Here is an 18,537-nt window from a genome sequence, read left to right on the forward strand (position 1 = left end):
TGTGCAATGCACAAATTCAACGTGGTGGCGTCGCTGTTGGCGCCCCGATTCGACTGCGAGCCGATCGATGACCAAAAGTCTGACGAAACTCTGGCTGGGCGGTATGAAAAAAATGCTGCGCACGCCCGCGCCGCGATCGCCCGCCGGCGTCGCGAGCGCCCCCCGTTCCACGCCCCGCGGCGCCGATGCGCGCGCGCCGGTGCCGCCGCGCGAATCGCGCGTTCGGCCACGCGCGGCCGCCTGGGCCGGCGGAGAATGGAGCCGCGGCGAGCATCCGCTGCCCTTCGTGATCGGCCGCTTGGTCCGGCACCTCGGCTACGCGCTGTATGTGCCGCGCGATCTCCCGGAAGGCGCGCCGCTGGTGGTGATGCTGCACGGCTGCACCCAGGATGCCGACCAGTTCGCGCAAGGCACCCGCATGAACCTGCTGGCCGATCGGCACGGGTTCGCGGTGCTGTACCCGGAGCAGTCGACGCAGGCGCATTCGCACGGTTGCTGGCACTGGTACGACGATACCGAGCGAGGCGGCCGCGGCGAGGCGCGTGCGGTGGTCGATCTGGTCGACAGCCTGGTCGAGCAGCGACATTTAGACGCATCTCGGGTCTTCGTCGCCGGCCTGTCGGCGGGGGCCGGGCTGGCGACGCTGCTGGCGCTGCATTTCCCGGCGCATTTCGCGGCGATCGCCCTGCATTCGGGGCCGGCCTTCGGCGATGCGCGCTCGAGCATCGCGGCGATGGACGTGATGCGGCGCGGCCTGCATCGCGATCCGGTCGCGATCGCCGATGAATACGCCGAACCCGGCAGCTATCCCGGCATGCCGGTGCTGATCGTCCATGGCGACGAGGATCCGGTGGTGTCGCCCGTCAACGCCGAGCACCTCGCGCTGGAATTCCTGCGGCTCAACGACTTGGTCGAGGCGGACGGGGCACGGCGCGGCGTCACGCGGACCGAGACGGACATGGGCGATGCGAGCCTGGTCGATTACCGCCGCGGCGGCACGCCGGTGCTGCGCGTCTGCCATGTCGGCAAGCTCGGCCACGCCTGGGCCGGCGGCGACGAAACGGTGCCGTTCCACGCGGCGGTCGGTCCCGATGCGAGCACGATGATCTGGGGCTTTTTCGCGGAGCATTGTCGCCAGGGTGCGACAAGGTGACTAGGTATTTTTGAAACGCTTGGCGAGGATAAGGGTTTTCCCTATAATCCGGGTTAACACTTAAGCAATAACCCTGGATTTGGAGAGCCCTATCATGATGTACATGCTGAGCCGCCTGTTCCTGTTCCTGACGAAGTCTTCCGAACAGATCGCCAAGGAACGCGCCGATGCGTACCTGGCCGATGCCACCGATCTCTACGATCTCGAATTCCGCATCCGCAAGCTCGACCAGGAAGCCGCACATCGCGCGCCGGCCTGGATGGCCGCACGTTGATCGCCGGCTCCGGCTGCGAACCGGGCGATGCGTTCCTGATCTTCCCGCCGTTGCGCGAGTCTCGCGCAGACAAAAAAGCGTGACAACCACCGTGGTTGCCACGCTTTTTTCATATCCGCCGTGCCGCGCCCGGCTTGGCCGGGCGTGGGTCTGAACGGGCGCCTGCCTCAGGCGATCACGATCCGCACCGGCACGTTGTTGCGCGTCGCGTTCGAATACGGGCACACCTCGTGTGCCTTGTCGACCAGTGCCTTGGCGGCTTCGGGCGCCAAGCCCGGCAGCGAGACGCGCAACTCGACGTCCAGCGCGAACCCCCCCTTGTCGTTCGGGCCGATGCCCACTTGCCCCGTCACCGTCGTATCGGCCGGCAGCGTCTGCTTGGTCTGGCCCGCCACGAACTTCATCGCGCTCAGGAAACAGGCCGAATAGCCGGCGGCGAACAGTTGCTCCGGATTGGTGCCTTCCGCGCCCGTGCCGCCCAGCTCGCGCGGCGCGGCCAGCTTCACGTCCAGCTTGTTGTCGTCCGAAACCGCGCGGCCGTCGCGGCCGCCCGTGCTGGTGGCGCTCGTCTTGTACAGAATGTTCATGCTCGACTCCTGTTCATCTCGGTGAGAAGGGAAACCGGCCCGGACTTGCCGCATCGCGTCCGCCAGCCATGGATCAAAATATATCGAACAAAAGATTAGTGTGCAAATTAATTCTCGATGAAGCCGGCGACGACCGGCGATAGCGTGCCGGCGACTCCCTTTACTCCTCGTTGTGTTCCTTCAGCGCCTCGCGCAGTTGGCGAAGGTTTTCGCGCAATTGCCCGAGGAATTCGGGCGTTTGCTGCATGGCGCAATAGAGATCGATCGGTACCGAGCGGGCAGCCTTGCGCAGCGCGGTGCCCTCGGCGGTGAGGCGGGCATGCACCACTCGCTCGTCGGCGGTGCCGCGCACCCGCTCTATATAGCCGAGCGACTCGAGCCGCTTGAGCAGCGGCGTGACCGTGGCCGAATCGAGGTTGAGACGCGCGGCGATGTCCTTGACGGCGATGTCGTCGGTTTCCCACAGCACCAGCATCGTCAGGTACTGGGGATAGGTCAGCGAGAGCCGCTCCAGCAAGGGCTTGTAGGCCTTGGTCATGGCCAGCGAGGTGGAGTAGAGCGCGAAGCAGAGCTGCTCGTCGAGCGTGGCGGGAAGCGTGGGAAGCGCGGGGAGGTCGGTCATGATCGGCGGCCCGTCGATCGGGCACAAGAAATTCGCACACTAAGGATTGTGCGCCGATCCTGCCCGGCTGGCGAGCGGCGGCGCATGACGGCCGCCGCCCGCTGGATTCAGTGCTGGGGCGGGGCGGCCGTGCTGCCCGGCTCCTGCACGCCGAAGCAGCCGCGATAGGTGGCGTAGAACGAGCAGTAGAGCGCCGCGGTGATCACCACCGAGACCGGCATCATGATCGTCATGGCGTAGACGCCGACGCCGAGCGCCTGCAGCAGGGCGGCCAGGCTGAACGAGGCGCCGGTGGCGACCGCGAACCACAGCAGGCCGTACAGCGTGAAGGCCCAGCGGTTGCGCCAGCAGCTCACCACGCTGAAGAACAGCGCCTTGACGGGCGGGATCTCGTGCCAGGCGGTGAGCACCGGCGCGAACCAGAACATCATCGCGACCGGCACGTAGAGCGTGGCGCAGATCAGCAGGGCGACCAGGGTGCCCATCGACAGGATCAGGTTCGGATCGGGCTTGTCGTCGCCCAGGCCGAACATCAGGCGCAGCAGCATGCCGCCGTCGCCGAAGGCCGAGCAGGCGAACACCAGCGCGATCGAGACGATGTAGATGCCGCCCAGCGTGAACAGGCGCTGCGTGGTCAGGCTGCCGTAGGCGCGGAAGCCGTCGATCAGGATCGTCGGCAGCACCGGCTTGCCGGCCACCGCGTCGCGGCAGGCCGCCATGAAGCCGACCGAGATGCCGGGGATGAACAGCAAGGGCAGCGCCGGGCCGATCACCGGCACCAGCGAGACGATCATCATCGCCAGCAGGTAGGTGAAGAACAGCGTGATGAAGGCCAGCGGATTGCGGCGGAACAGCCAGATGCCCTGGCGGAACCAGACGTAACCGGTCTTGGCGGGGACTTCGATCAGTTGCATGGGTCGTGTCGCTCGGGGAGCGCCCGCGCATGGGCGATGCGTTCGCGCAGGATCCGCTCGAAATGGCCGGGATCGTGCGGCTTGAGCATCTCGGCGGCGCGGGGCAGGTGGAAATCATACAGGCGCGACACCCAGAACCGGTACGCGCCGGCGCGCAGCATGTCGGGCCAGCGGCGGCGTTCGTCGTCGGTGAACGGGCGCACGGTCTGGTAGGCGCGCAGCAGCGCGTCGGCGCGCCGCGTGTCGAGCACGCCGGTGGCCAGCTCGGTGCACCAGTCGTTGACGGTGACGGCGACGTCGAACAGCCACTTGTCGCAGCCCGCGAAGTAGAAATCGAAGAAGCCGCCCAGGCGCACCGTGTGGCCGGTATCGGGCGCCGCGTGCGCGAACAGCACGTTGTCGCGGAACAGGTCGCAGTGGCAGGGGCCCTCGGGCAGCGCGGCGTAGTCGTCCGAGGCGAAGAAGGCGGCCTGGTGCGCGAGTTCGCCCTCGAGCAGCGCCCGTTGCGCGCTGTCGACGAAGGGAACGATGGCAGGCACGTTGTCCTGCCACCAGGGCAGGCTGCGCAGGTTCGGCTGGCGGTTCGCGTAGTCGCGGCCCGCCAGGTGCATGCGCGCCAGCATCTGGCCGACCTCGACGCAGTGTTCGACCTCGGGCGCGAGCTGGGCCGAGCCTTCCAGCTTGGTGACGATCGAGGCCGGCTTGCCGTGCAGCTCGCCGAACAGCGTGCCGTCGGCGCGCACCACCGGGTCCGGCACCGGCACGCCGTGCCCGGCGAGATGGCGCATCAGCTCCAGGTAGAACGGCAATTGCGTGGTCGTCAGCTTCTCGAAGATGGTCAGGACGTAGTCGCCGCGCGTGGTGGTCAGGAAGAAATTGCTGTTCTCGATGCCGGACGGGATGCCGCGAAACGCGACGACTTCGCCGAGATCGTAGTGGCGCATCCAGTGCGCGAGATCGGAATCGGAGACTGCGGTGAAAACTGCCATGCGGGGATGCGTCGAAACGGGTTGGCAGGCCGGCGAGCGGGCCGGCGGCTGCGGAGGGGGCGGGCGGGGCCGCCCCGCCAGGCCGGCGATGCCGGCGGGATGGATCAATAGTGCAGGTTGATCGAGGGCACGCGCGTGACCGGCACGTTGCCCTGGTGCGGACGCGGCGAGATGTCGGGCGTCGAGCTCATCTGGTAGCGCGTGCCGAAGTTGGAGCGCACGTCGATCTCGACCGGCTTGCCGCGATCGCGGTACTCGGTGACCTCGGTGCCGCTCACGCTCTTCTCGTGGAAGCTCGGCGTGCGCGTGATGTCGTCGAATTCGACTTTCGAGCTGACTTCGGCGCCGGGGCGGTTGATCTTGGTGAGATCGGGCAGGCCGGCGGCTTCGTCCTGCGCGGCCCGGGCTCGTGCTTCGTCGCTCGGCTGCTGGCCGTCGGCAAATGCGGGCCCTGTGAGGGCGACGGCCGTCGCGAGCGCGGCGGCGAAAATGAGCGGCTTCATGAGGTTCTCCGGATTAACCGTACGATTCTAGCAAAACCGGCCGGGCGCCGAGCTTGCCGTCGCGCCGCTGTGGCGGCGCCGCGTCGGCGCGCGATGGGCACCGGCGCGCGCGCGCTTGCGAGATAATGTCGAACGCAACCGAAGAGGCAATCGACAATGAACAAGGATACGCATCGCCAGCATCTTCCGCTCTCGCCCGAGAGCCCCTCTGTCGAGGCCTTCGACGACCCGGCCGCCGCCTTCGAGCGGCTGTCCTCGATCTACGAGACCAATACCGCCTTCCTGCGCGAGGCGTTCGCCCGCTACCGCCGCAGCGAGCCGCTCGGCGGCCATGTGCGCGCCTGCTACCCGTTCGTGCGGGTGCGCACCGAGGTCAATACCAATATCGACTCGCGCCGCTCCTACGGTTTCGTGGCCGGCCCCGGTGTGTTCGAGACCAGCGTCACGCGCCCGGACCTGTTCGCCAGCTACTATCGCGAGCAGTTGCGCCTGCTGGTGAAGAACCACAGCGCGAAGATCGAGGTCGGCGTGTCCGACCAGCCGATTCCGATCCATTTCGCGTTCTCGGAAGGCATCCACCTGGAGGGCGATCTCGACCGCGACCGCCTGCTGGCGATGCGCGACGTGTTCGACGTGCCCAACCTGGCCAATCTCGACGACCGCATCGTCAACGGCACCTACGAGCCGGCGCCGGACGAGCCGCATCCGCTCGCGCTGTTCACCGGCGCGCGCGTCGATTTCTCGCTGCACCGGCTGCGCCACTACACGGCCACGCTGCCGACGCACTTCCAGAACTACGTGCTGTACACGAACTACCAGTTCTATATCGACGAATTCGTGAAGCTGGGCCGCACCATGATGTCGGCCAGCGACGATCCCGAGGTGCGCGAGTACCGCAGCCAGTACACCTCCTTCGTCGAGCCCGGCGACGTGGTGACCTACAACGCCAACCTCGGCAACCAGCCGATGGAGGGCTCGCCGCCGCCGCGGCTGCCGCAGATGCCGGCCTACCACTTGAAGCGCGCCGACGGCAGCGGCATCACGATGGTCAATATCGGCGTGGGCCCCTCGAACGCGAAGACCATCACCGACCATATCGCCGTGCTGCGCCCGCATGCCTGGGTGATGCTCGGCCACTGCGCGGGGCTGCGCAACACGCAGCGGCTCGGCGACTACGTGCTGGCGCACGGCTACGTGCGCGAGGATCACGTGCTGGACGACGACCTGCCGCTGTGGGTGCCGATCCCGGCGCTCGCCGAGGTGCAGGTGGCGCTCGAGCGCGCGGTGGCGCAAGTCACCCGACTCGACGGCAGCGAGCTCAAGCGCGTGATGCGCACCGGCACGGTGGCCAGCGTCGACAACCGCAACTGGGAGCTGCGCGACCATCGCGAGCCGGTGCAGCGGCTCTCGCAGAGCCGCGCCATCGCGCTCGACATGGAGAGCGCGACCATCGCGGCGAACGGCTTTCGGTTCCGGGTGCCGTACGGCACCTTGCTGTGCGTGTCCGACAAGCCGCTGCATGGCGAGCTGAAGCTGCCGGGCATGGCCGACCAGTTCTACCGCGCGCAGGTCGACCAGCATCTGCAGATCGGCGTGCGCGCCATGGAGATCCTGCGCACCAACGGGCTGGCGAAACTGCACAGCCGCAAGCTGCGCAGTTTCGCCGAGGTGGCGTTCCAGTAATCAAGGAAGGCAGCGCTCGCGCATCGATTCCTTCGCGATCGATCGGCTTATGTGCTTTTTTGTCGATCGGCGGCGAATCGCGTGGCGGGATCCAGTACAGTTCGCGCGGCCTGATCACGCTTCGTGCGCTTCGCGTGCCGCCCGGATGACGAAACAGGCCGCGCCGACTTCTCGTCGGCGCGGCCTGTTTTTCGCCCGCTGATTGGCCTGTCGGTCGATCAGCGCCGCGTGTTCATCGGCACTCGTTGTGCCCCCAGTGTCCCGGCGGGCAGTGCGGGCGGTCATGGCGATGATGCTCCATCCACTCCCGGCGCTGCCAGTAGCGATGGCCGTCCCAGTAACGGTCACCATGCCAGCCCACCACCACCGGCGGGCCGCCGACCTGGACGTTGACGACTTGTGCGTTGGCGGCGCCGCCCGACAGGGCGATACCGAAGGCGGCCAGCAGCGTGGCGATCAGGGTGCGTTTCATGGTCTTCTCCTCGAAAGGTGGATCGGGGATGTCCGCCGCGTCTCGATGGCGGGGGCGGCCGGCTGGCGCGCTTGCCCGGTGCCGCGGCGGTCACGGCATGGCTTCAGTCTGGCGATCGGGCAGATTAATTAGCGTGTGGATTTGTAACCTTGGATTCGCCGGGCGGGGTGCCGCCGGCCCGGCCGACGCAGGCCGGCGATCCGGCCCGAACTTTGCCGCGAGTCGGCGCGGGCGGGCGCCGCGGCCGGGTGCCTCGATATGGATTGGCTTCGGGTCTGCTGAAACGGCTGGTTACGAATCGCGGCGAGTGTTGCAGGGGAGGATCCATGAAATCGCCGTGCGGCTCCGATACGATGGCGCAGCGTTGCCGGCGCCTGCCGCGCGACGCCCCGGCTGTCCGCGCGGGCGGCGATTTTCCGGTTCGCGCGTCCATCCGGCCCGATGATTTCTGAAACCAAGGGTTTTCCCTTATCATCGATTCCGGGTCGGCAGCCGTTGTGCAGTAGTCAGTCGTGGCCGGATTCGCTAGCGGCCCCGGTTTTTCACTTGCTTCAAGATCGAATTCGCAATGCTTCGCCATCTACACCATCGCGTCCGGCATCTGGTCGTCGCGCGCCTGAGAAGTCTCAACGTGCTCGCGGGCGCCTGGTCGCGTCGCCGGCCGTTGTGGATGGTATCCTTCGCCGTCAACGACGCGAGTCTGTCCGAAGGGCTGCGCGCCGCCTGCGCCTCGACGGCGATGCTGGTGATCGGCAACCTCCTGCACGAGCCTGATTTCGCCTGGGCGGCGATCGGCGCGTTCTGGACCTGCCTGGCCGATGCGGCCGGCTCCAACCGCACGCGCTTCGCCTCGATGGCGAGCTTCGCGGTGCTCTCGACCATCTGCGGCGGCGTGACCGCCTTCGCCTCCGGCGTCGGCACCCTGGCCGCGCTGGCGGCGGTGCTGGTGTTCACCTCGCTGGGCGCGCTCGGGCGGATCTGGGGCGCGGCCACCGCGCAGGTCTCGATCCTGGCCGCCACCGCCTGCGTGGTGATGGCCGACCGGCCGATGCACGACTGGCGCGCGGGCCTGGCCTTCCTCGGCGTCTATTTCGGCGGTTGCGTGTTCGCGATCGTGCTGAGCCTGACGGTCTGGCGCATCCACCCGTTCGCGCAGAGCCGCGGCGCGGTGCGCGGCATCTATGTGCGGCTGGCCGACATCGCGCTGGACGCCTCCCGTCTGCTGGCCGACCCGGCCCCGGGCCAGCGCGCCTGGGAGCTGCATGCCAGCAAGTACCGCTCGGACGCGCGCGCCGCGCTGGAGGCCGCGCGCCGCACGCTGGCGCGCATGCCGGTGGCCAGGACCGACCGCCGCGAATCCTATGCGAACCTGCTGATCGCGCTGGCCGAGGGCGAGCGCTGGTTCGCGCACCTGATCGCGGTGGCGGGCGTCTGCCAGCGCGGCCGGCAGACCTTGCGCGATCCGGCGCGCGCCGCGCGCGTGCTGGCCGGCATCGCCGAGCTGCTGCATCGCACCGGCGACGCGATCGACGCGGCGCCCTGGGAGCGGCCCGATATGCTGCAGCGGCGCCTGCGCCGCTTCGCGCGCGGGCTCGACGCCGCGCTCGGCGAATCGATGACGATGGCCCTGCAACTGGAGCCCGATCCCGCCGACGTGGCACCCACGCCGCGCCGCCAACTGACCTGGACGCGCAGCCTGCGCGGCGTGCTGGCGAGGTCCTGGGCGAGCTTGCGCGCCAACCTGTCGTGGCAGTCGATCGGCCTGCGCCACGCCGCGCGGGTGGGCGTGGCGACCACGCTCGGCTTCCTGGTGGTGCGCCTGCTCGGCGTGCCCTTCGGCTACTGGACCACCATGGCGACCCTGCTGATCCTGCAGCCCTCGATCGCCGGCACCTGGCCGCGCAGCGTCGAGCGGGCGGCCGGCAGCATCATCGGCGGCCTGCTGGCCGCCGCGATCGGGCTGGCGGTGCATTCGCCGATCGGCATCTCGCTGGTGGTGTTTCCGCTGGTCTGCGCGACCATGGCGCTGCGGCCGGTCAGCTACAGCCTGTTCGTGCTGTTCCTCACGCCGACCTTCGTGCTGGTGGCCGACTTCGCCACCCCGGCCGCCAACGAGCTCGGTTATGCGCTGACACGGCTCGGCAACAACGTGCTCGGCTGCGCGATCGCGCTGGCCGCGACCTTCCTGCTGTGGCCGACCCGCGAGCAGATCGATATCCGCGGCCAGCTCGCCGCGGCGATCGCGGCCAACCTGCGCTACCTGGTCGATGCGATCGAGGCGCCGGGGCGCGCCAATCGCGAGGCCGAGCGCCTGCGTCGCGAGGCGGGGCTGGCCAGCAACAACGCCGAGGAAGCCTTCAACCGGATCCGCCTCGAACGGCTCGACGATTCGCGCTTCGATACGGCCGCCTCCACCGTGCTGGGGCTACTGCGTCGGATGGCCGGTACCGCCGCGCATCTGCGGGCGAGCGTGCATGGGCCGCGCATGGAGATCGACCTGGTGGAATGGGTGGCCACGGCGAGCGAGGATATCGACGCGATGCTGTCCTCGGGACGCGTGCCGCCGCGTCGCGCCTTGCCGCCGCGCGAGAAGCTCGCGCAACTGGAGATGGATGCGGTGGGGCAGATCGCCTTGCTGCAGCGCTTGATCGGCGACCTGCAGCACGACGACGGGCCGCTCGCGCGGCGCAGCGTGATGGCGGCGCGACGTGCTGGCTGAAGCGTGAAGGGCGGGTGGGGCTCGGGACGAGGTGCCCGGTCGCGCGAGGAAGGCAAGCACTGCGAAGCATGAGCGTCCAAGGAAAAGGGCGACGTCGATTCGACGTCGCCCTTTTCGTTTTCAATACCGGTCCGGCTGCTTACAGATAGAACATCCGGTCGTCGTCGTGGCTGTCGTCCTGCGCGCGCTGCGGCTCCTCGGGCGTGCCGCCTTCCTCGCCGGTGTCCTCGTAGAACGCGAGCACCGCCTCGAGCACCTGGTCCGGATCGTCGATCACCTGCATCAGGTTCATGTCGTCCGGATTGATCAGGCCCATCGGGATCAACTGGTCGCGGAACCACTGCAGCAGGCCCTGCCAGAAGCTGCTGCCGACCAGGATGATCGGCACCAGGCGCGATTTCTTGGTCTGGATCAGGGTCAGCACTTCGGACAGTTCGTCGAGCGTGCCGAAGCCGCCCGGCATCACCACCACCGCGTCGGAATTCTTCACGAAGGTGACCTTGCGCGTGAAGAAATGGCGGAAGCGCAGCGAGATGTCCTGGTAGTTGTTGCCTGATTGCTCGTGCGGCAGCTCGATGTTCAGGCCCACCGACGGCGCCTTGCCGGCATGCGCGCCCTTGTTGGCCGCTTCCATGATGCCGGGGCCGCCGCCGGAGATCACCGCGAAGCCCGCGTCGGACAGCTTGCGGGCGATTTCCACGGTGAGCTGGTAGTGCGGGGAATCGGCTTTCAGGCGCGCCGAACCGTAGATGCTGACGGCCGGGCGGATCTCGGACAGGTACTCGGTGGCCTCGATAAACTCTGCCATAATCGTGAACATCTGCCACGAAGCGCGGGCTTTCTTTGCTGTCGCGCGTTCTTGATCTGCGAGCGAACGCAAGCTCGGAATCACTTTTCTCTTATTCATAATGCCTGAAGAACGGAACCTGGAAGGTAAGACCCTGCTGTTGGTTGATGGTTCGAGCTATCTCTATCGGGCTTACCATGCGATGCCTGACTTGCGCGGGCCGGGCGGGGAACCGACTGGCGCGCTCTACGGGATCATCAACATGCTGCGCCGCATGCGCAAGGAAGTCACAGCAGAGTATAGCGCGTGCGTGTTCGATGCAAAGGGCAAAACCTTTCGCGACGATCTGTTCGCCGACTACAAGGCGAACCGCCCCTCGATGCCCACCGATCTCGCCTTGCAGATCGAGCCGATCCACCAGGCGGTGCGCGCGCTCGGCTGGCCGCTGCTGATGATCGAGGGCGTCGAGGCCGACGACGTGATCGGCACGCTCGCGCATGCCGCCGAGGTGCGCGGCATGAAGGTGGTGATCTCGACCGGCGACAAGGATCTCGCCCAGCTGGTGACGGATCGGGTCACGCTGGTCAACACCATGAGCAATGAACTGCTCGACCGCGACGGCGTGATCGCCAAGTTCGGCGTGCCGCCCGAGCGCATCGTCGACTATCTCTCGCTGATCGGCGACACCGTCGACAACGTGCCCGGCGTCGAAAAGTGCGGCCCGAAGACGGCCGTCAAGTGGCTTACGCAATACGAGACGCTCGACGGCGTCGTCGAGCACGCGGCCGAGATCAAGGGCGTGGTCGGCGACAACCTGCGCCGCGCGCTCGACTTCCTGCCGCTCGCGCGCAAGCTGGTGACGGTCGAGACGGCCTGCGAGCTGAAGCCGCAAGTGGAATCGATCGAGGCCTCGCTGGCCACGCTCGGCGAATCGCGCGAGGCGCTGCTGCCGATCTTCGAGAACTACGGCTTCAAGACCTGGCGTCGCGAGCTGGAGGCCGCGTCTGCCGACGCGCCCGGCGATGTGCCGTCGGGCGAAGCGGCCGCCGAGCCGGTGCCGGCGGCCGCCGCCATCGAGCGCAACTACGAGACCGTGCAGACCTGGCCGCAGTTCGACGCCTGGCTGGCGAAGATCGAGGCGGCCGAACTGACCTCCTTCGATACCGAAACCACCTCGCTCGATCCGATGGTCGCGCAGATCGTCGGCATTTCGCTGTCGACCGAGCCCGGCAGCGCGGCCTACATCCCGGTCGCGCATCGCGGCCCCGACGCGCCCGAGCAACTGCCGCGCGACGAGGTGCTGGCGAAGCTGAAGCCCTGGCTGGAGAGTGCCGAGCGCAGGAAGGTCGGCCAGCATCTCAAGTACGACGCGCAGGTGCTCGCCAACTACGAGATCGCGCTGAACGGCATCGAGCACGACACGCTGCTCGAATCCTACGTGCTCGAATCGCATCGCACGCACGACATGGACAGCCTCGCGCTGCGCCACCTGGGCGTGAAGACCATCAAGTACGAGGAAGTGGCGGGCAAGGGCGCGCAGCAGATCGGCTTCGACGAAGTGCCGCTGGAGACCGCCGCGGCCTATGCCGCCGAGGATGCCGACATCACGCTGCAGCTGCATTTGGCGATGTACCCGCAGGTCGCGCGCGAGCCGGGCCTCAAGCGCGTCTATGCCGAGATCGAGATGCCGGTGTCGCTGGTGCTGCGCAAGATGGAGCGCACCGGCGTGCTGATCGACAGCGCGCGTCTCGACAAGCAGAGCCACGAGATCGCGGTGCGCCTGATCGAGCTCGAGCGCGAAGCCTACGAGCTGGCCGGCGGCGAATTCAACCTCGGCTCGCCCAAGCAGATCGGCCAGATCTTCTTCGAGAAGCTGCAACTGCCGGTGGTCAAGAAGACGCCGAGCGGCGCGCCCTCGACCGACGAGGAGGTGCTGCAGAAGCTCGCCGAGGACTACCCGCTGCCCAAGCTGCTGCTGGAGCACCGCGGCCTGTCGAAGCTGAAGTCCACCTATACCGACAAGCTGCCGCGCATGATCAATGCGCGGACCGGCCGGGTCCACACCAACTACGCGCAGGCGGTGGCCGTCACCGGGCGCCTGGCCTCGAACGATCCGAACCTGCAGAACATCCCCGTGCGCACCGCCGAGGGCCGGCGCATCCGCGAGGCCTTCATCGCCTCGCCGGGCTGCCGGATCGTGTCGGCCGACTATTCGCAGATCGAGCTGCGCATCATGGCGCATATCTCGGAGGACGAATCGCTGCTGCGTGCCTTCGCGCAGGGCGAGGACATCCACCGCGCGACCGCGGCCGAGGTGTTCGGCGTGACCCCGCTGGAGGTCAGCAACGACCAGCGGCGCATCGCCAAGGTGATCAACTTCGGCCTGATCTACGGCATGAGCGCCTTCGGGCTGGCCTCGAACCTCGGCATCACGCGCGATGCGGCCAAGCTCTATATCGACCGCTACTTCGCCCGTTACCCGGGCGTGGCCAACTACATGGAAACCACGCGCGCGGTGGCCAAGGACAAGGGCTATGTCGAGACCGTGTTCGGGCGTCGCCTGTGGCTGCCCGAGATCAACGGCGGCAACGGCCCGCGCCGCCAGGCGGCCGAGCGCGCGGCGATCAATGCGCCGATGCAGGGCACCGCGGCCGACCTGATCAAGCTGTCGATGATCGCCGTGGACGGCTGGCTCGAACGCGACAAGCTGCGTTCGCGCATGATCATGCAGGTGCACGATGAACTGGTGCTGGAGGTGCCCGAGGACGAACTCGCCCTGGTTCGCGAGAAGCTGCCCGAGATGATGAGCGGGGTCGCCAAGCTGAAGGTGCCGCTGGTCGCCGAGGTCGGCGCCGGCGACAACTGGGAGGAGGCGCACTGAGCGCCACCGGAATCGGGGCGGGGCGGCCGCGCGGTCGCCTCGTCCCGGCCGGCGACGGCGCCCCGCGCCTCGCGCCGGCCTGAGGAAGCACGCGCCGACATGCCGGCGCGATCGACAAATGGGCATGCCGCCGCGGTTCGACCGGCCGCGGCGCGTTCGACGCGGTTGCGCATCTCGTTCACGGGCGCGCGACCCTCGGCACTCCTGAAGGCCAGGATCACGCACTGAGGGGATTCGAATGCATCGTTTCATCATCGTAGGCGGCGGCGCCGGCGGGCTCGAACTCGCGACCCGGCTCGGCGACCGCTACGGCGCGCGCGGCAAGCGCGAAGCCCGGGCACTCGTCACGCTGGTCGATCGTTACCCGACCCACATCTGGAAACCGCTGCTGCATGAAGTGGCCGCCGGCAGCATGGACCCGTTTACCCAGGAGCTCGAATACGCCGCGCAGGCGCGCTGGCATGGTTTCGAGTTCCAGCAGGGCGAACTGAGCTCGGTCGATCGCGGCGCGAAGCGCATCGTGGTGTCGTCCGTGCTCGACAGCGACGGCCTGGAGCTGATGCCGCAGCGCGTGCTCGAGTACGACACGCTGGTGATCGCGATCGGCAGCACCACGCATTTCTTCGGCGTCGAGGGCGCGCAGCAAAACGCGATCGCGCTCGATACGGTCGGCGAGGCGGAGCGTTTCCGCAAGCGGTTGATCGCAGCCTGCATCCGCGCCGAACATCGCACGCCCGAGGCGGCCGCGCAGGCCGCGACGCCCGGCGAGCCGCCGATCCAGATCGCGATTGTCGGCGCAGGCGCGACCGGCGTCGAACTATCGGCCGAGTTGCGCAATACCGCGCAGGTGCTGTCGGCTTATGGCCTGCACAAGCTCGATCCGAAGCACGACGTCGGCATCGTGTTGATCGAGTCGGGCGAGCGCATCCTGCCGGCGCTGCCCGAGCGCGTCTCGACGGCCACCGCCGAATTGCTGGAGAAGCTCGGCGTGCGGCTGATGATGGGCGAGCGCGTGACCGAGGTCGCGCCGGGCATGGTGCACACCGCGAGCGGCGCCGCGGTGCGCGCGGACCTGACGGTCTGGGCCGCCGGCATCAAGGCGCCGGCCGTGCTCGCGCAACTGGACGGGCTGGAGGTGAACCGGCTCGGCCAGCTCGCGGTGCGTCCCACGCTGCAGACCACGCTCGACGACGACGTGTTCGCGCTCGGCGATTGCGCAGCCTGTGCCTGGGCCGGTACCGATCGCAACGTGCCGCCGCGCGCGCAGGCCGCGCATCAGCAGGCCAGTTTCCTGCTGCGCGCGCTGGCCTGCCGGCTCGAGGGCCGGCCGCTGCCGGCCTTCGGCTATCGCGACTTCGGCTCGCTGGTCTCGCTCGGCCACTTCAGCGCGGTCGGCAACCTGATGGGTGGTCTGATCGGCGGCAACATGCTGATCGAAGGGCTGTTCGCGCGCTTCATGTACATGTCGCTGTATCGCCTGCATATCGCCGCGCTGCACGGTTATCCGCGCATGGTGCTCGACACTTTCGCGCACTGGCTGCGGCGCTCGACCCTGCCGCGGGTCAAGCTGCATTGAGGCGGAGCGGGGCAGTGCGCGAGACCCGGCGGGCAGGGGGAAGCCCGGTGCGATGCTGGCAGCAGGCTGGCGCCGGGCTGACAGGACGCTGCCCGATCGTGCCCCGGGTGCGCGAAACAGTTGACGGCGGTATGTAAGATTCGGCATCGTGTGCGGGGTCCGGATCGCCGGAACCCGTGGGCGGTGCGCCGGCCTTGCGCCGCGCGGCTCGCTCCACCGGCTTTCCTCGTTCGACTTTCCGGCATTGCCGAGTGCCTCGGCGATGCGCTCGCGCTGAATTTCAAGGAGCCCTCCATGTTGAAACCCGAAGTGGACAGCCTCGTTCCGCACGTTCCGTTCAATCGCCGCCGCTTCATGCAGGCGGCACTGGGCGGCTCGTTCGCCGCCGCCGTGCTGCCGGTCTCGGCGCAGACCATCACCACCGACAGCAACGGCCTCGACTGCGATACCGTCGAGATCCGCTCTGGCGATGCCAGCGTGCCCGCCTATCGCGCGCAGCCGGACGGCAAGAGCAACCTGCCGGTGATCCTGGTGATCCACGAGGTGTTCGGCGTGCATGCGCATATCGCCGACGTGTGCCGTCGCTTCGCCAAGCTCGGCTACCTCGCGATTGCCCCCGACCTGTATTCGCGCGAAGGCGATCCCTCGAAATACCCGACCATCCAGGGGCTCTACGAGGCGATCGTCAGCAAGGTGCCGGACCGGCAAGTCACCGAGGATCTCGACGCGACGGTGGCCTGGGCCGGCAAGAACGGCGGGGACCTGACGCGCCTGGGCGTGACCGGTTTCTGCTGGGGTGGGCGCCAGGCCTGGCTGTTCGCCGAGCACAACCCGCACGTGCGCGCGGCGGTGGCCTGGTACGGCAAGGTGGTGGGCGATCGCAACGAGATGACGCCCTTCAATCCGATCGACCATGTGGCCGACCTGAAGGCGCCGGTGCTGGGCCTATATGGCGCGAAGGACGACAGCATCCCGCAGTCGACGCTCTCCGAGATGCGCGGCAAGCTGCTGGCGAGCAACCTGAAGGCCGCGCGTGACTCGGAGATCCTCGCTTATCCGGACGCGGCGCACGCCTTCTTCGCCGACTACCGGCCCAGCTACGTGAAGGCCGATGCCGAGGATGGCTGGAAGCGCGCGCTCGCGTGGTTCCATCAGCACGGCGTTCTGTGACGCCGCGCGCGCGGATCAGGGGTTCGGGCCGGTCGCGACCGGCCGCGACGGGTCCGCGCTCCATTCGCTCCAGGAGCCCGCGTACAGCAGCGGGTTGTGGAGCCCGGCGATCTCCATCGCCAGCGCGTTGTGGCAGGCCGTGACGCCCGAGCCGCATTGCAGGATCACGTTGTTGGCCGGCTGGTCGCCGATCACGCGGGTCCAGTCCTCGCGCAGTTCATGGCCGCTCTTGAAGCGGCCTTCCGCATTGAGGTTGTCCTTGAAGAAGCGATTGGCCGCGCCCGGGATGTGGCCGCCGACGGGATCGAGCGTTTCGTTCTCGCCGCGATAGCGATCGGGCGAGCGCGCGTCGACCACCAGCAGCGACTTCGAGGCGAGGTTCGCGACCACGGCCGCCGCGTCGATCACGGTGGCGAGCGGCGGCTGGGCGCGGAAGTCGCCGGCCTGGTCGGCCGGGGCCGCCTGCGTGAGCGGCTGGCCGGCGGCCTGCCAGGCCTGCAGCCCGCCGTCGAGCACGGCGACGGAATCATGGCCGAGCCAGCGCAGCAGCCACCAGAGCCGGGCCGCGTACATGCCGCCCTGCGCATCGTAGGCAACCACCTGCTGGTTCGCGCGCAGGCCCTTGGCGGCCAGCGTCGCCACCAGCGTGTTGCGCGAGGGCAGCGGGTGACGGCCGTTGCTGCCGGTCTTCGGGCCCGACAGGTCGCGATCGAGATGCAGGTAGCGGGCGCCGGGCAGGTGGCCTGCCGCATAGGCTTGCGAGCCGGAATCGGGATCGGCCAGGTCGAAGCGGCAATCTAACACGAAGACGCTGTCGGGCGCGGCGGCGAGGCGCTCGGCGAGATTGCCGGCGGAGATGAGGGTGGTGTAGTGAGTGTGGGGCATGATGGCTCCTGCGAGGAAAACGGCCGGATTCATCCAGTCTAAACAAAAAAAGACGGGCCACGGCCCGTCTTTTTCGTTTGGCATGCCGGCGCTGCCGGCTGCCTCAGAAGCTTCCCAGCTTGCGTCGCAGGAATTCGTGGAAGTGCTGCATGCCGTCTTCCATCGGGCTCTGGTACGGCCCGACCTGCGATTCGCCGCGCTCCATCAGCGCGCGGCGGCCGGCATCCATGCGCATCGCGATCTCGTCGTCCTCGACGGCCGTTTCCATGTAGGCGGCCCGCTCGGCCTCGACGAACTCGCGCTCGAACAGTGCGATCTCCTCGGGGTAGTAGAACTCGACGATGTTGGTGGTCTTCTGCGGCCCGCGCGGGATCAGCCAGGACACCACCAGCACGTGCGGATACCACTCGATCATCAGGCCCGGGTAGTAGACCATCCAGATCGCGCCGAACTCGGGCGGCACGCCATCGCGGAAGCGCAGCACCTGTTCGTGCCATTTCTGGTACGTCGGGCTGCCCGGCTTGGCGAGCGCATTGTGCACGCCGACCGTCTGCACGCTGTACCAGTCGCCGAACTCCCATTTGAGATCGTCGCAGGACACGAAGCTGCCGAGGCCCGGGTGGAACGGGACGACGTGGTAATCCTCAAGGTAGACCTCGATGAAGGTCTTCCAGTTGTAGTCGCACTCGTGCACCTCGACGTGATCGAACTGGTAGTCCGAGAAGTCGAAGTGATGGCGCGTGCCGAGGTTCGCGAGATCCTGCGCGACGTTGCGGCCTTCGGCCTCGAACAGAAGCCCCTGCCAGTTCTGCAGCGGCGACTTGCCGAGGTTCAGGCAGGGCTTGTCGGGGAAATACGGCGCCCCGAGCAGTTGCCCGTCGAGATCGTAGGTCCAGCGGTGCAGCGGGCACACGATGTTGTTCGTGTGGCCGCGGCCGTTCAGCATGATCGCCTGCCGATGGCGGCAGACGTTGGACAGCAGCTCGATGCGCGACTCCTGGTTGCGCACGAGCACGCGGCCTTCCTTCTCGGAAGGCAAGGCAAAATAGTCTCCCGCCTCGGGCACCATCAATTCGTGCCCGACGTAGCGAGGTCCTTTCTTGAATAGGGTTTCGACTTCGCGCTGGAGCAGCGCCTCATCGAAGTAAGCCGTGACTGGAAGCTGGCTGGATGCCGACTTCAACTGCAGCGCGTCGCTCAGATTGGACATTCCCACTCCCGGAAAGCGTGAAAGCAGTGAACAACCCAACCATCGAAAAATCGATTTAGGGGAACCGGCGATTATACCCGGAACTGTTTCCCGGGGGTAAGTTAAGTGCCTG

Annotated in this window: 16 protein-coding genes; 7 read left to right on the forward strand and 9 right to left on the reverse strand. The window is 67.7% G+C overall.

Features of this window, described 5'->3' with window-relative positions; all coding sequences use genetic code 11:
- The first annotated feature begins 67 nt into the window (after positions 1 to 67).
- Both FB600_RS34930 and FB600_RS34935 read left to right on the forward strand, forming a co-directional pair.
- Entirely contained in the window at positions 68 to 1,153 is a 1,086-nt protein-coding gene (locus tag FB600_RS34930; RefSeq protein ID WP_145758130.1) for a PHB depolymerase family esterase, read from the forward strand.
- A gap of 97 nt (positions 1,154 to 1,250) precedes the next feature.
- Entirely contained in the window at positions 1,251 to 1,427 is a 177-nt protein-coding gene (locus FB600_RS34935) for a DUF3563 family protein (RefSeq protein ID WP_080562447.1), read from the forward strand.
- Positions 1,428 to 1,594: 167 nt separating this feature from the next.
- Here the strand turns inward: FB600_RS34935 and FB600_RS34940 are convergent, their stop codons facing one another.
- The 5 genes from FB600_RS34940 to FB600_RS34960 all read right to left on the reverse strand — a co-directional run bounded on the left by FB600_RS34940 (position 1,595) and on the right by FB600_RS34960 (position 5,042).
- Positions 1,595 to 2,014, reverse strand: a complete 420-nt coding sequence (locus FB600_RS34940) for an organic hydroperoxide resistance protein (RefSeq protein ID WP_096751512.1) — start codon at positions 2,012 to 2,014, stop codon at positions 1,595 to 1,597.
- A 160-nt stretch (positions 2,015 to 2,174) separates the two neighbouring features.
- The gene (locus tag FB600_RS34945; RefSeq protein WP_098183324.1) at positions 2,175 to 2,636 is read right to left on the reverse strand and encodes a MarR family winged helix-turn-helix transcriptional regulator; all 462 of its coding nucleotides are present in this window, start codon (positions 2,634 to 2,636) and stop codon (positions 2,175 to 2,177) included.
- 107 nt (positions 2,637 to 2,743) lie between these two features.
- Positions 2,744 to 3,550 carry a BPSS1780 family membrane protein gene (locus FB600_RS34950; protein ID WP_017920532.1) on the reverse strand — a complete coding sequence of 269 codons (807 nt, stop codon included), beginning with the start codon at positions 3,548 to 3,550 and terminating at the stop codon, positions 2,744 to 2,746.
- On the reverse strand, positions 3,541 to 4,539 hold the full coding sequence (locus tag FB600_RS34955; RefSeq protein WP_096751511.1) for a homoserine kinase: 999 nt from the start codon (positions 4,537 to 4,539) through the stop codon (positions 3,541 to 3,543). Before FB600_RS34955 ends, FB600_RS34950 begins: the two co-directional genes overlap by 10 nt.
- A gap of 104 nt (positions 4,540 to 4,643) precedes the next feature.
- Complete coding sequence (locus tag FB600_RS34960; protein WP_013690902.1) at positions 4,644 to 5,042, reverse strand: hypothetical protein; 399 nt, start codon at positions 5,040 to 5,042, stop codon at positions 4,644 to 4,646.
- 156 nt (positions 5,043 to 5,198) lie between these two features.
- Here FB600_RS34960 and FB600_RS34965 point away from each other — a divergent pair, with 156 nt between their 5' ends.
- Positions 5,199 to 6,725 carry an AMP nucleosidase gene (locus tag FB600_RS34965; RefSeq protein WP_096751510.1) on the forward strand — a complete coding sequence of 509 codons (1,527 nt, stop codon included), beginning with the start codon at positions 5,199 to 5,201 and terminating at the stop codon, positions 6,723 to 6,725.
- 232 nt (positions 6,726 to 6,957) lie between these two features.
- On the opposite strand, the gene FB600_RS34970 is transcribed toward FB600_RS34965, so the two are convergent.
- The gene (locus FB600_RS34970; RefSeq protein WP_013690900.1) at positions 6,958 to 7,197 is read right to left on the reverse strand and encodes a hypothetical protein; all 240 of its coding nucleotides are present in this window, start codon (positions 7,195 to 7,197) and stop codon (positions 6,958 to 6,960) included.
- 568 nt (positions 7,198 to 7,765) lie between these two features.
- On the opposite strand from FB600_RS34970, the gene FB600_RS34975 reads away from it, so the two are divergent.
- Positions 7,766 to 9,916 carry an FUSC family protein gene (locus FB600_RS34975; RefSeq protein WP_098152881.1) on the forward strand — a complete coding sequence of 717 codons (2,151 nt, stop codon included), beginning with the start codon at positions 7,766 to 7,768 and terminating at the stop codon, positions 9,914 to 9,916.
- A gap of 139 nt (positions 9,917 to 10,055) precedes the next feature.
- Here the strand turns inward: FB600_RS34975 and FB600_RS34980 are convergent, their stop codons facing one another.
- Entirely contained in the window at positions 10,056 to 10,823 is a 768-nt protein-coding gene (locus FB600_RS34980; RefSeq protein ID WP_043217843.1) for a TIGR00730 family Rossman fold protein, read from the reverse strand.
- A 1-nt stretch (position 10,824) separates the two neighbouring features.
- Between FB600_RS34980 and polA the strand changes: the two genes are divergently transcribed.
- The 3 genes from polA (at position 10,825) to FB600_RS34995 (ending at position 16,330) form a co-directional block, all read left to right on the forward strand.
- On the forward strand, positions 10,825 to 13,584 hold the full coding sequence (gene polA, locus FB600_RS34985; RefSeq protein WP_145758131.1) for a DNA polymerase I: 2,760 nt from the start codon (positions 10,825 to 10,827) through the stop codon (positions 13,582 to 13,584).
- A 238-nt stretch (positions 13,585 to 13,822) separates the two neighbouring features.
- Positions 13,823 to 15,160 carry an NAD(P)/FAD-dependent oxidoreductase gene (locus FB600_RS34990; protein WP_098152877.1) on the forward strand — a complete coding sequence of 446 codons (1,338 nt, stop codon included), beginning with the start codon at positions 13,823 to 13,825 and terminating at the stop codon, positions 15,158 to 15,160.
- A gap of 294 nt (positions 15,161 to 15,454) precedes the next feature.
- Positions 15,455 to 16,330 (forward strand): dienelactone hydrolase family protein, encoded by an 876-nt coding sequence (locus FB600_RS34995; RefSeq protein WP_013690895.1) that lies wholly within the window; start codon positions 15,455 to 15,457, stop codon positions 16,328 to 16,330.
- 15 nt (positions 16,331 to 16,345) lie between these two features.
- Here FB600_RS34995 and FB600_RS35000 read toward each other — a convergent pair whose 3' ends face one another.
- Together FB600_RS35000 and FB600_RS35005 are read right to left on the reverse strand one after the other, a co-directional pair.
- Positions 16,346 to 17,215 (reverse strand): sulfurtransferase, encoded by an 870-nt coding sequence (locus FB600_RS35000; RefSeq protein ID WP_145758132.1) that lies wholly within the window; start codon positions 17,213 to 17,215, stop codon positions 16,346 to 16,348.
- A gap of 103 nt (positions 17,216 to 17,318) precedes the next feature.
- Complete coding sequence (locus tag FB600_RS35005) at positions 17,319 to 18,425, reverse strand: aromatic ring-hydroxylating oxygenase subunit alpha (protein WP_098152873.1); 1,107 nt, start codon at positions 18,423 to 18,425, stop codon at positions 17,319 to 17,321.
- Between the last annotated feature and the right edge of the window lie 112 nt (positions 18,426 to 18,537).

The sequence above is a fragment of the Burkholderia sp. SJZ089 genome, assembly GCF_007828315.1.
GTDB classification, from domain to species: Bacteria; Pseudomonadota; Gammaproteobacteria; order Burkholderiales; family Burkholderiaceae; genus Burkholderia; species Burkholderia gladioli.

Coding starts and splice junctions, on each gene's coding strand:
- FB600_RS34930 (WP_145758130.1), top strand. CDS start 68: ATGACCAAAAGTCTGACGAAACTCTGGCTGGGCGGTATGAAAAAAATG.
- FB600_RS34935 (WP_080562447.1), top strand. CDS start 1,251: ATGTACATGCTGAGCCGCCTGTTCCTGTTCCTGACGAAGTCTTCCGAA.
- FB600_RS34940 (WP_096751512.1), bottom strand. CDS start 2,014: ATGAACATTCTGTACAAGACGAGCGCCACCAGCACGGGCGGCCGCGAC.
- FB600_RS34945 (WP_098183324.1), bottom strand. CDS start 2,636: ATGACCGACCTCCCCGCGCTTCCCACGCTTCCCGCCACGCTCGACGAG.
- FB600_RS34950 (WP_017920532.1), bottom strand. CDS start 3,550: ATGCAACTGATCGAAGTCCCCGCCAAGACCGGTTACGTCTGGTTCCGC.
- FB600_RS34955 (WP_096751511.1), bottom strand. CDS start 4,539: ATGGCAGTTTTCACCGCAGTCTCCGATTCCGATCTCGCGCACTGGATG.
- FB600_RS34960 (WP_013690902.1), bottom strand. CDS start 5,042: ATGAAGCCGCTCATTTTCGCCGCCGCGCTCGCGACGGCCGTCGCCCTC.
- FB600_RS34965 (WP_096751510.1), top strand. CDS start 5,199: ATGAACAAGGATACGCATCGCCAGCATCTTCCGCTCTCGCCCGAGAGC.
- FB600_RS34970 (WP_013690900.1), bottom strand. CDS start 7,197: ATGAAACGCACCCTGATCGCCACGCTGCTGGCCGCCTTCGGTATCGCC.
- FB600_RS34975 (WP_098152881.1), top strand. CDS start 7,766: ATGCTTCGCCATCTACACCATCGCGTCCGGCATCTGGTCGTCGCGCGC.
- FB600_RS34980 (WP_043217843.1), bottom strand. CDS start 10,823: ATGAATAAGAGAAAAGTGATTCCGAGCTTGCGTTCGCTCGCAGATCAA.
- polA (WP_145758131.1), top strand. CDS start 10,825: ATGCCTGAAGAACGGAACCTGGAAGGTAAGACCCTGCTGTTGGTTGAT.
- FB600_RS34990 (WP_098152877.1), top strand. CDS start 13,823: ATGCATCGTTTCATCATCGTAGGCGGCGGCGCCGGCGGGCTCGAACTC.
- FB600_RS34995 (WP_013690895.1), top strand. CDS start 15,455: ATGTTGAAACCCGAAGTGGACAGCCTCGTTCCGCACGTTCCGTTCAAT.
- FB600_RS35000 (WP_145758132.1), bottom strand. CDS start 17,215: ATGCCCCACACTCACTACACCACCCTCATCTCCGCCGGCAATCTCGCC.
- FB600_RS35005 (WP_098152873.1), bottom strand. CDS start 18,425: ATGTCCAATCTGAGCGACGCGCTGCAGTTGAAGTCGGCATCCAGCCAG.